The sequence below is a fragment of the Kitasatospora hibisci genome (assembly GCF_043950205.1).
In the GTDB taxonomy this organism is placed as follows: domain Bacteria; phylum Actinomycetota; class Actinomycetes; order Streptomycetales; family Streptomycetaceae; genus Kitasatospora; species Kitasatospora hibisci.
This window is the reverse complement of the sequence record NZ_CP171642.1, coordinates 6,843,267-6,855,249: the sequence shown is the minus strand read 5'-3', so window position 1 is coordinate 6,855,249 and position 11,983 is coordinate 6,843,267. Positions and strand designations below refer to the sequence as shown.

Annotated in this window: 4 protein-coding genes; all 4 read left to right on the top strand. The window is 68.6% G+C overall.

All coding sequences use genetic code 11. The features are described 5' to 3' along the window. Positions 1–11 precede the first annotated feature (11 nt). Genes pglX through brxD form a run of 4 tightly spaced genes read left to right on the top strand, consistent with a single transcriptional unit; the run spans position 12 to position 11,982 of the window. Positions 12–3,665 carry a BREX-2 system adenine-specific DNA-methyltransferase PglX gene (gene pglX, locus ACF9IK_RS29885; protein WP_395297177.1) on the top strand — a complete coding sequence of 1,218 codons (3,654 nt, stop codon included), beginning with the start codon at positions 12–14 and terminating at the stop codon, positions 3,663–3,665. 40 nt (positions 3,666–3,705) lie between these two features. Beyond that, a complete protein-coding gene (gene pglY / locus ACF9IK_RS29880; protein ID WP_395297176.1) occupies positions 3,706–7,710 on the top strand; it encodes a BREX-2 system ATPase PglY in 4,005 nt (1,334 codons plus the stop codon). Further along, a complete protein-coding gene (pglZ, locus tag ACF9IK_RS29875; RefSeq protein WP_395297175.1) occupies positions 7,710–10,610 on the top strand; it encodes a BREX-2 system phosphatase PglZ in 2,901 nt (966 codons plus the stop codon). The genes pglY and pglZ overlap by 1 nt, the downstream gene beginning before the upstream one ends. A gap of 37 nt (positions 10,611–10,647) precedes the next feature. After that, positions 10,648–11,982 (top strand): BREX system ATP-binding protein BrxD, encoded by a 1,335-nt coding sequence (gene brxD, locus ACF9IK_RS29870; protein WP_395297174.1) that lies wholly within the window; start codon positions 10,648–10,650, stop codon positions 11,980–11,982. The last annotated feature ends 1 nt before the right edge of the window (position 11,983 follow it).

Sequence of the window (11,983 nt, the reverse complement as noted above, 5' to 3'; positions counted from 1 at the left end):
GGGAGCCATCCGTGATTGAGCGCAAGACTCTCCTCGCTGACCTGCAGCAGCAGGTCGAGGCGGCCGAAACTGACCTGGACGCCCAGGTCAAGGCCGTGCCCGAGGTGAGTGCACGGCTGCGCGGAGAGTACGACCAGGCTCGCAAGGCGGACCGGACAGCCGCCACGTGGAGCGCGTGGCTCGGGGAGCGGGTCACGCAGGTCGCCGTCGCGTGGGTGCTCGGCACGGTCATCGTGCGCTTCAGCGAGGACAACGGCCTGATCGCTGAGCCGTACATCACCGCGCCGACCGTGGCGGGGCGCGACGTCGCGCAGGCACGGTATGAGGAGTACGTCGACAAGGACGACGACCCGACGTACCGAGGCTGGCTGGAGACGGCCTTCGCGGAGCTGGGCGCAGGTCCGGCGGGGCGGCTTCTGTTCGACCGACGCCACAACCCGCTGTTCCAGATCCCGCTGTCGCACGAGGGCGCCGGCGCGCTGCTGGACTTCTGGCGGCGAGAGAACGGCGACGACGGGACGCTGGTCCACGACTTCACGGACCCACTGGAGGAAGGCGGCGACGGCACGAAGGGGTGGGACACCCGGTTCCTCGGCGACCTGTACCAGGACCTGAGCGAGGCGGCCCGAAAGACGTACGCGCTGCTGCAGACCCCGGAGTTCGTCGAGGAGTTCATCCTCGACCGGACGATGAAGCCGGCGGTGCGAGAGTTCGGGTTCGAGGGCTTGAAGATGATCGACCCGACCTGTGGGTCAGGCCACTTCGTGCTCGGCGCGTTCCGGCGGCTGGTGCGGCTGTGGGCGGAGGAGCGGCCGGCGGTGGGCCCGTACGAGCGGGTGCGGGCGGCGCTGGAATCGGTGCACGGCGTGGACCTCAACCCGTTCGCGGTCGCCATCGCCCGGTTCCGGCTGCTCCTCGCGGCGATGGCGGCCGGCGAAATGCGGACCTTCGCAGAGGCGTCGGCATACGAGTGGCCGATGGGGCTCGCCGTGGGCGACTCGCTCCTGCCGACGGAGTTCCGGCAGGAAGGGCTGTTCGAGGTTCCGGGTACTACGGAGGAAGGGGCTGAGGACCCGTACTACGCACTGAGCACGGAGGACGTATTCGAGCACCCGGAGATCCTGCGCAAGGGCCGCTACCACGTAGTGGTAGGGAACCCGCCGTACATCACCGTGAAGGACAAAACGCTCAACCAGCGGTACCGGGGGCTGTACGACGCGTGCGCGGGGACATACGCGCTGTCTGTGCCGTTCGCCCAGCGGTTCTTCGAGCTCGCGGTACAGGGCGACGATCCGAAGAGCGGGCGCGGGTACGGCATGGTCGGCCAGATCACAGCGAACTCCTTCATGAAGCGGGAGTTCGGCACGCGGCTGATCGAGGAGTTCTTCGCGCACAAGGTAGAGCTGACGGAGGTCATCGACACGTCGGGGGCGTACATCCCGGGACACGGGACGCCGACGGTGATCTTGGTCGGCAGGCCGAGGAAGGGCTCGGGGCGGCAGGCAACGATCTGTACAGTGCGGAGTGTGCAGGGGGAACCTGCGGCACCGGAGGACCCGGGCAAGGGACTCGTCTGGACGGCGATCACGGAACAGATTGACAGTCGCGAGTCCGAAAGCGCCTGGATCAGTGTCCGCCCTACCCCTCGCGACGATCTCGCGAAGCACCCTTGGAGCCTTACCGGTGGCGCTGCCCCGGATATCATGAAGGTCATCGAAAGTTCCTCCCCGCGACTGCGGTCTGTAACGCAGGAAATCGGCCTATCGATCGTCACCGGCGAGGACAACGCATTCAGTTCCACAGATACAGCGGCCGCCCGCGCGCGAGGTGCCAGACCAACCTTGGTCGCCAACGGCGATGAGGTTCGAGACTGGGCTCTTCTCGGTCCGACTTGGCTTTCCAGTCCGTATGACGGACAAATGAACCTCCATGCAAATGGCGACATTCGCGAGTTGCTGCAGTTCATGTGGCCTCTGCGACATGTCCTGGAACTTCGGAAGCGCTTCAGTGTCACCCTGCTGGAACGGGGGATCCCATGGATCGCATGGCGCGAGGTTTACGATTCCCGGGTCAAGTCTCAGAGGTTGATCGCGTACGCCAAAGTGACGACGCATAATCACTTCTACCTTCAGACCGCCCCTCTCCCGGTGAAGGACTCGGCACAGGTAATCAAACTGCGGGACGAGGCGACACAGGAAGAATATCTGGCGTTGCTTGGGGTGCTCAATAGCTCCACAGCTGGGTTTTGGCTCAAGATGGTGAGCCACGACAAGGGAATCCGCGGCGAGGGCGGTGGCTTCACCAGCGACGACTGGGAGCGCTTCTACGAGTTCACCGGCACCAAGCTCCAAGAGTTCCCCCTCCCCGCCACCTATCCCACTGCCCTAGCCACCGCCATCCACGCCCTCGCCCAGCAGCTCTCCGTTGTCTCCCCCTCCGCCCTCGCCACTCGCGAGACGCCGACCCACGCCGCCCTGCGCGAGGCCCGTGCCCGCTACGACGCGGTCCGAGCACGGATGATTACGTTGCAGGAGGAGTTGGACTGGCAGGTTTACGGGCTCTACCAACTGCACGCCGACGACCTGCGGCTCCCCGAGGTCGACGCGGACCCCGAAACCGCCGCCGTCCCGTCCCTCGCCCTCGGTGAGCGCGCCTTCGAGATCGTGCTCGCTCGCCGCGTCGCGGCCGGTGAAGCCAGCGACGAGTGGTTCAAGCGGCACGGATCGACGCCTATCACCGCCATCCCCGAGCACTGGCCCGCCCCCTACCGCGCCCTCGTCCAGAAGCGCATCGACGCCATCGAGATGAACCGCGCCCTGGCCATGATCGAGCGCCCCGAGTACAAGCGGCGTTGGGCGACCGACGGTTGGGACGCCATGCAGAACATGGCGCTCAAGGCGTGGCTGCTCGACCGGGTCGAGGATCGTCAGCACTGGTTCGACCAGGAGGGGAATCCGACCCTGATCTCCCTCTCTCGTCTCACCGAAGACCTCAGCACGGACGCCGAGTTCGTGTCCGTCGCCCAGATCTACGCGCCGCGCCAGGACTTCGCGAAGACGGTGCGCGAGCTGCTCGGCGACGAGCACGTGCCGTTCATCTCCGCTCTACGCTACAAGCCCTCCGGGCTGAAGAAGCGCGCCGACTGGGAGCACGTCTGGGACCTCCAGCGCGAGGAGGACGCCGCCAAGGACGAGCCCGCCAAGCGCAAGGTCCGCGAGCGCACACCTGTGCCTCCGAAGTACACCTCCGCCGACTTCCTCAAGCCCTCCTACTGGCGGGCGCGCGGCAAGCTTGACGTGCCCAAGGAGCGGTTCGTCTCGTACGGGTCGGCCAATGTCCAGCAGCCTGCCCTTTACGGCTGGGCGGGCTGGAACCACTTGCAGCAGGCGCTCGCACTCGCCTCGTACATCCAGGACTCCAGTGGTCGCATCGAGGGCACGGAACTTGTCCCGTACCTGGCCGGGCTGCTCGAACTGCAGCCGTGGCTCGACCAGTGGTACAGCGAGTATGACCCGGAATACGGGGCCGCTCCCGCCGCCGAGATCCAAGGATTCCGGCATCTCAAGCAGGGCGAACTCGGACTCACCGACGACGACTTGAAGAACTGGAAACCGGTCGCAGCCAAGCGCGGCGGGCGCACGGTGACCACGAAGTCGGACAGCTGAGCCGAGACCGGAAAGACGAGAAAGTCACACCATGGCGTTCATGAGCAAGAGCAAGCCCCGCCCCGAAGACCGGCCGCTGCTGCGCGAGCTGATCGACATCAAGGAGACGGTGTCGACGTCCGACTACGTGCTGCGGCTGAGTGAGGCCGTCACCCCCGAGGGTGCGGAGGCAGCGCTGCGCGACTACGTCGTCACGGACCGGCTGAAGAGGAACTTCGACGAGGCGCTGGGCTACATCAAGGCAGCTTTGGACGGGCACTCGTCCAAGGCTGTCTATCTGCACGGTTCGTTCGGTTCCGGTAAGTCTCACTTCATGGCGGTGCTGTACGCGCTGTTGTCCGGGCATCAGGCTGTCCGCTCCCGCGACGAGTTCGACGCCCTGCGCGCCAACCACTCGTGGCTGGACGAGGACGGACGCAAGTTCCTGCTCGTGCCCTACCACATGCTCTCGGCGAAGTCCCTTGAACAGCGCGTGCTCGGCCGCTACGTCGACCATGTACGCAAGCTGCACCCCACCGCTCCGCTGCCGCAGGTCTACCGCACTGACGGTCTCTTCCAGGACTTCGCGCAGCAGCGAAGGCTCAACAGCGATGCCAAGGTCATCGAGCAACTGTCCCAGGCGGCCTTGCCTGACCTTTCACCCGCCGGCACGCCTGTCGTCGCCGACAACGACGGCTGGGGCGACCTCGTCCCTTCCGGGGACTCCTCGTTCCAGTGGACGTCCGAGCTGCTCGACACCGCGATGTCCGCGCCCGAGGAGCACGAGAACACCAAGCGACTCGATCTCAAGAACCCCATCACCCCGCAGGAGCTGCGCGCCCGGCTCGTGCAGGACCTCTCGCACACCCTGTTTCCGGCTTTCGCACGCAACTCCTCTGAGGACGCGGACGCGTTCGTCTCCCTCGACAGGGGGCTCGGGATCATCGCCGAGCACGCCAAGTCGCTCGGGTACGACGGTCTGATCCTCTTCATGGACGAGCTGATCCTGTGGCTGGCCGGTCTGATCTCCGACCAGAAGGCGATGTCCCGCGAGGCCGACAAGATCACGAACCTGGTGGAGGGCGCCGACGAGCGACGTGCCATCCCGATCGTGTCGTTCATCGCGCGCCAGCGTGACCTGCGTGAACTCGTGGGCGAGGAGCTGTCGGGCGCTGCCGAGGTGGCCGTGCAGGAGGGGCTGAAGCTGAGCATCGGCCGCTTTGACAAGATCACGCTGGAGGACCGCAACCTCCCCCAGATCGCTCAGGCCCGACTCCTCAAGCCCCTCACTCCCCAGGCTGAGGCGCAGATCGACTCGGCCTTCGAGGAGGCGAAGCGGCTCAGGCCCGATGTGTGGCAAACACTGCTCGGGGACGACAAGTCCACGACCGGCGCCGACGAGGAGTCGTTCCGGCGGACGTACCCCTTCTCGCCGGCCTTCATGGACACCCTCGTCCACATCTCGGGTGCGCTGCAACGCTCCCGCACCGGTCTGAAGCTGATGGGGCAGCTGCTCTCCGACCACCGCGACGACTGGCGGCTCGGGCAGCTCGTCCCGCTCGGCGACCTGTACCCGGCGCTCGTGGGCGGCGGTGACCAGGCGTTCACGGGTGAGGAAGAGGTGCACTTCAAGGCGGCCGACCGGTTGTACCAGGAGAAGCTGCGGCCGTTCCTGCTGCGCACGCACAACCTCGACGAGGACACCGTCGCCGCGTACCAACGCGACCCTGAGTCCGTCACCGACCCCCATGTGGCGGCCCGCTGCCGCGACTTCACCGGCGACCTGCGGCTGATGCACACCGTGCTGTTGTCCGCTCTCGCGCCGACCGTGCCGGCTCTCGCCGATCTGACCCTGAAGCGGCTTGACGCGCTCAACTACGGGTCGATCATCACGATGATCCCGGGCACGGAGGTGTCGCGGCTGTACACGAAGGTCGGTGAGTGGGCGGCCGCCATTCCGGAGATCAAGCGGACGGGCACGGAAGCCAGTCCCGCCGTCCGGCTCGAACTCACCGGCATCGACCTGGAGGCGGTCCTCGCCAATGCCCGGGTCCACAACAATCAGGGCGCCCGCAAAACCAAGATGGAGGCCCTCCTGAAGGAGGCCCTAGCCATCACCGCGGGCCCGGACGGACTGGGCGGGTACGACCTACTCAACCTGGTGTGGAAGGGCACTCAGCGGCAGGTCGAGGTGGTGTTCGGCAATGTCGCCGATCCCGACTCCCTCGGCGAGCTCGATCTCCGTCCTGCCGACGACGACGCCTGGCGGCTCGTGATCGATCTGCCATACGACGAGGGTGAGTTCACGCCGGTCGACGATGTACAGCGGCTGCGCAAGGTTCGCGACAAGACCGGCGGCACGGTGCGCACCCTGGCCTGGCTTCCCAGCCACCTCACCCGAGCCGCGCGCGACGACTTCGAACTGCTCGTTGTCATCGACAAGCTCCTTGCCGACGACGACCGCTTCGACAACGAGTATGCGCGCCGCCTCAAGCCCGACGACAAGATCCGTGCCAAGACCATGTTCGCCTCACAGCGCGAGACCCTCAATGACGAACTCGGCAAGGTTCTGAAGCAGGCGTACGGGCTGGAGAAGAAGAAGGAGGGCAAGGTCGCCCTCGACTTCGACCAGCACCTCGTGTCCCTCCGGAGCGACCTGCCCGAGGACAAGCTGAAGCTGCCGTTCGGCGCTACTCTGCACGGCGCCGCCTGCGAACTCGCTGGCAAACTCCTTGGCGAGCAGTTCCCGGCCCACCCCAACCTCGACCCAGAGAATCGCGGGTTTACGGTGACCCCGGGTGACCTGCGGACCGTCTTCGGGTACGTGCGGGCGGCGGCGGAGAGCCCGGATGGGCGAGCCGAGGTCGCCGCCAAGGACCGCAAGGTGATGGCGCGGATCGCGGGTGGCCTGCAGCTGGGCACCCAGCAGGAGGCGTACTACAAGCAGTCCTCGTACTGGCCCGACCACTTCCAGCGGCTCGCCCGCCAGGACGACGCGGCTGAGCCGACCCTCGTGCGGCTCGGCGACTGGATGGACAAACCCGCACCGCGCGGCCTGCCCGAGGCGCTGCAGAAGCTAGTGGCCGCGGCGTACGCAGAGATGACCGACCGGGTGTGGGTACTCGGTGGATCGCTGATCGACCCCGCCCCTGCCGCACCTGCCGATCTCAGGCTCACGTACGGACTGCGTGAGCAGCCGCTGCCCGACGAGACGGACTGGGTGGAGGCGCAGGCCCGCTTCCAAGCAGTGTTCGGCGCTAAGCCGCCGCAGTTGCGGCGCGGGCGGATCGTCAATCAGTTCGCCGGGCAGATCCGGCAGCAGGCGCGCGGCTTCGTCGACGACGCGGACCGGCTGGTGGCTGCCCTTGAGCGGCACCGGTCGCAGCTCGGGCTGGACGATGCCGCACCGCGCCTGGATCTCGGGCGGCGGGCCTCCGCTCTGGTGCGGACACTTGGCGGGGACGGAACGGTGGCGGGGACCGCTGCCGCTTCAGGTGGGGCGAAGGGTGTCGTGGAGGCACTCGCGCGGTTTGACCTCGGCGGGTTCACGGCGCAGCGATTCGGTACGTCGCTGAAGACGGCCGGGAAGGTGGTAGACGCGCTGCACCGGACGGGCTGGGAGGAACTGAAGCTAGCGGATGGCTACGGCGTCGAGGGCTTGACGATCGTCACCCGCCTGCAGGAAGCCGCTTCGGGTGATCCCGTTGAATTCCCGGACTTCCCTGTGCTGTTGAGCACGGCTGGGAGCAAGGTCATCGCTCTGGTGCAACGGGAGCGGGCGGCCAAGCGACAGGCCGAACAGGAGGTCGACAGGTCGGAGCCGGTAGTCGTTGCGAAGCCCGACGACATCGACCTCAACGGCGGTTCCGCGCACCCACCAATCAGCAACGGGCAAGCGGCGGACGAGGAAGAGGCGGGCACCCAGCGCAAGCCCGGAGCGCGCCGCTCCGGCGGCGGCCGTACCACCGCCGCACAGGCTGTCGCCTCGCTTCGTGCGGAGATCGCCGGGCTGGCCGAGCTGGACCCGAACGCCACCGTCGAGATCATCTGGAAGGTCGTCGACTGATGTCCGAGACCGCCACGTCCGATACCGCCGTCGCGCCCGCAGGACCACCGCGGCTACCGGCGGCCACTGTCGCTCAGTACGTCGCCTCGCGCAGCGCCTTGAACGACGGGGGGCGCCACGTCCTTCTGCTGCGGGCCGCCCCGGTGTGGGACGGGCCCGCCGCATTGCGTGCCCCGAACGGGGTGCGCGTCTGGGTGACGGCCGTGCCTTCGGTGCTCGGGGTGCACGAGCAGATCCTGCGTCATCTGGGCGGCAACGACAAAACAGGCCCCGTCGACCCTCTCGTCCTTGTCGTGCTGACGGACCGTGAGGACACCGAGCTCGACCCCGCGCTCCTGGCACGTACGTACGGGCGGCGGATCCGCGAGGTCGACAACTGGGAGGTCGTTCGGGCCGCGTTCGGCGCTCAGGACATCGACGCGCGGCTGCGCGCCGAGAAGTGGGCAGCCGAGGCCCTGCTCGGCTCGGCCGGGAGGCTCGACCGAGCGGGGTTGGGCCGGCGGGTTCTCTCGCGCGATGAGGCGCTCGGGCTGCTCGCCCGGCGCATTCTCGGCCTCGACGAGGCCGCCGAGGCGGGCCTGATGGATCCGTCCGCAGGCGGGGAGCGGATCGACGCGGTACAGCTGCTGCGCTGGACACTGCTGCCTGGCGGACCACAGCGCCTCGCCGGCGCGCGGGCCGCCGAGCGGCGGGGTATCGGACGGTTTCTCGGCGAGCCCGACCAGGCGGGTTCGACGGGGCGTTGCGTCGCCGCGCTGTGCGAGGCGGGCAACGGCTCGGACGCACTGGCCTTCGCCGTGGTGTGCGCTGCACTGTGGGCACACGGGAGCGGCGGCGAGGCAGTGTTCCGGGCGCGCGGGCGCGCCGAGCGGTTCTTCGGTGAACGGCTGCCCGGCAAGGGCGAGGAACTGGACGAGCTCTTCGCCGTGTTCGGCCGGACTGGCGAGGGGTATGTGCGCTCCCTGCTCGAGCGCGGCGAGCACCGGCTCGCCGACCCAGTGCTCGCGCGGGCAGCGCAACTCACCGCGCGGTTCGGCGCAGAGTCGGTGGCCGGGGCGAGCCTGGTCCTTCAGAGCGGGCTCGACGCCCGGTTCACGGCGGCCGGCCACGCCCTGGCCGCGCAGGATCGCGCACAACTAACCCAGGTCCTGGGTGAGTTGTCCGCGCATGCGCTCGCCGGGGAGGCGCAGACTCTGGCCCGTGTCGAGCGGGTCCGAATGGCGGCGCGGCTGCGGCGGTGGCTCGCCTCCGCACCTTCCGCGGAGATCCCCACCGTGGCGGCGGGCATAGAGCGGCAGATGGCCGAGTTCGGCTGGGTAGACCGGGCGCTGGAGCACTTGGAGGCCGGCGGTGACGAGGATGCTGTCCTCGCGGCCGCGTACGACACCGTCGCCCGTGAGGTACGTAGTCGACGCCAGCACCTGGACCGCGAGTTCTCCGAGCGGCTCGCCGTGTGGACCGCAGGGGGCACACCGCCGAAGTCACTGCTGACAGTGGAGACGTTCCTGGAACGGGTCGTCGCGCCGATAACGTCGACGTCCGTAGGGCGGCGGGTTCTGCTACTCGTCGTCGACGGCATGAGCGCGGCGATCGCCGCAGAGCTAGGCGAGGAACTGCGGCGCGGCTGGGCCGAATTCGACCCCCTGGCAGGGACCGCGCCCGAGTCCGGGCCAGTCCGGCGAGCGATGGCGGCGGCGCTGCCGACACTGACGACCGTCAGCCGCACCAGCCTGTTCGCGGGCGCGCTGATGAAGGGCGACCAAGGCGACGAGAAGCGGATCTTCCCTCAGCACCGTTTCTGGAAGAACGCACCTGCCGCCGTGTTCCACAAGGAGGACCTGCGGTCCGAGGAGACCGGATCGCCGTTCTCGGGCGCCCTGAGTGCGGCCCTCGCCGACGAGCGCGGGCATGTCGCGGTCGTCCTCAACACCATTGACGACCGGCTCGCCAAGGAACAGAAGCTCGGCGACGGCTCCTGGGCGGTCGGCGAGGTCGGCGGGCTCGCCCCGCTGCTCCGCGCCGCCCGCGCGTCCGGCATGACCGTACTGATCACCTCCGACCACGGGCACATCGTGGACCGGCACGGCGAGCGCGTGGAGGCCGGTAGCGGGGTCATCGGCTCCGCGCGGCATCGTACGCCGGGTGGTCCTGTCGCCGAGTGCGAGGTCGAGCTGTCCGGCCCGCGGGTGGTGTGGCCCGAGCCCGATGCGGCGATCGTCGCCCTTCGCGACCATGACAGCCGCTACACCGCCCGCAAGGCCGGCTACCACGGCGGCGCCACCCTCGCTGAGGTCACCATCCCGGTGCTCGCACTGCTGCCGTTCGGCGCCGAACCTCCCAGGGGGTGGCGGGAGGTGAGCGATCCGACACCCGCGTGGTGGCACCTCGACACCGAAGCCGACGTCCGCGAACCTGCTTCACCCGCAGCCCCGCCCGCTTCTGCGAACAATGCGAAGAAGCCGAGTCGCCGACGTACGCAGCAGTCGGGAGAAGCGACCCTCGGCCTGTTCGACATCGACCAGGTCGCTGTCCCCGAGCCTCAGCCGGAACCACAGGCCGCAGCCAAGCCGGCGCGGCCCACACCGTCCGGGGGACCTGCTTCCGACCTCGTGCGACAGCTGACGGCGAGCGAGCTCTACCAGGCTCAGCTCGCTCTGCTCGCCCGCAAGCCACGCGGCGACGCCGTGCCGCGCGCACTGACCGCGTTGGTCGAAGCGGGCACGCTGTCGATGACCGCGCTCGCCGAGCGCGCCGGGCAGCCCGCCGCGCGTGCGGCGGGCTTCGCGGCGACCCTCGCGCAGCTCCTCAATCACGACGGCGCACCGATCCTGGAAATCCTCCCCGACAACCGCACGCTGAGGCTCAACCGGACGCTCCTGCGTACCCAGTTCGACCTGTAAGCCCCGTGCATCCCAACTGGAAGGGCAACGTAAGCACGTGAACAACCCTGGAGCGGCAAGCGGCGCTGTGGGCGCGGTACGGCGGCGGGCCGTCCTCGACGCGCTGCGCCGCGGCGCCGTCCCTGACAGCGGCCTAGACCTCCTAGCAACCGGTCTGGACCGGTTCGAGCAGGCCGTGGACGAGGAGCTACAGACGGCGGCGTCCGGCGGATCGGTGTTTAAGGCGGTACGCGGTGAGTACGGCTCCGGCAAGACCTTTTTCACCCGGTGGCTCGCAGAACGCGCCAAACGCCGTACGTTCGCCGTCGCCGAAGTCCAGATCTCCGAGACCGAGACGCCGCTGCACAAGTTGGAGACGGTGTACCGGCGACTCACCGAGCGTCTGACCACGGCGAGTTTCCCGCCCAGTGCGCTGCGGCCGGTCATCGACGCATGGTTCTACGCGCTGGAGGAAGACGCACTGGACGACGGGGTAAGCGAGGACGAGCTGCCCGCCGCCGTCGAACGGTTGCTCACCGCGCGGCTCGCCGAGGTGTCCCGGCACGCACCCGCCTTCGCGACCGCGCTGCGCGGCTACCGGCAGGCGGTCCAAGCCGGTGACGAGCCGACGGCCTCCGCCGTCCTGTCCTGGCTCGGCGGACAGCCGCACGTCGCCGCCTCCGCCCGGCGCGCCGCAGGGGTGCGCGGCGACCTGGACCACTTCGGCGCGTTCGGTTTCCTGCAGGGACTGCTCACCGTGCTGCGCGACAGCGGGCACGCGGGTCTGGTCCTGGTCCTCGACGAGGTCGAGACACTGCAGCGGGTACGGTCCGACGCCCGCGACAAAGCCCTCAACGCCCTGCGGCAGTTGATCGACGAGGTGCACTCCGGCCGCTTCCCCGGCCTGTACCTGATCATCACGGGCACCCCGGCCTTCTACGACGGCCAGCAGGGCGTGCAGCGCCTCGCACCGCTCGCGCAGCGCCTGGCCACCGATTTCACCACCGACCCGCGCTTCGATAACCCGCGTGCCGTGCAGGTGCGGCTGCCCGGCTTCACGACCGGCTCGCTCACCAGCCTCGGCGCCACCATCCGCGACCTGTACGCGCAGGGGGCCGACTCCCCGGAGCGGATCGGCATGCTCGCCGACGACACGTACATCGCCGACCTGGCGGGCGCGGTCGGCGGGGCACTGGGGGGAAAGGTGGGGGTGGCGCCGCGGGTGTTCCTGAAGAAGCTCGTGGGCGATGTCCTGGACCGTGTCGACCAGTTCCCCGACTTCGATCCGCGCGCCCACTACCGGCTCACCCTCCGCGGTGGTGACCTGACCGACGTAGAGCGCAACGCAGCTGCCCTCACTGGGTCGGCAGACGAGATCGAGCTGGAGCTGTAGC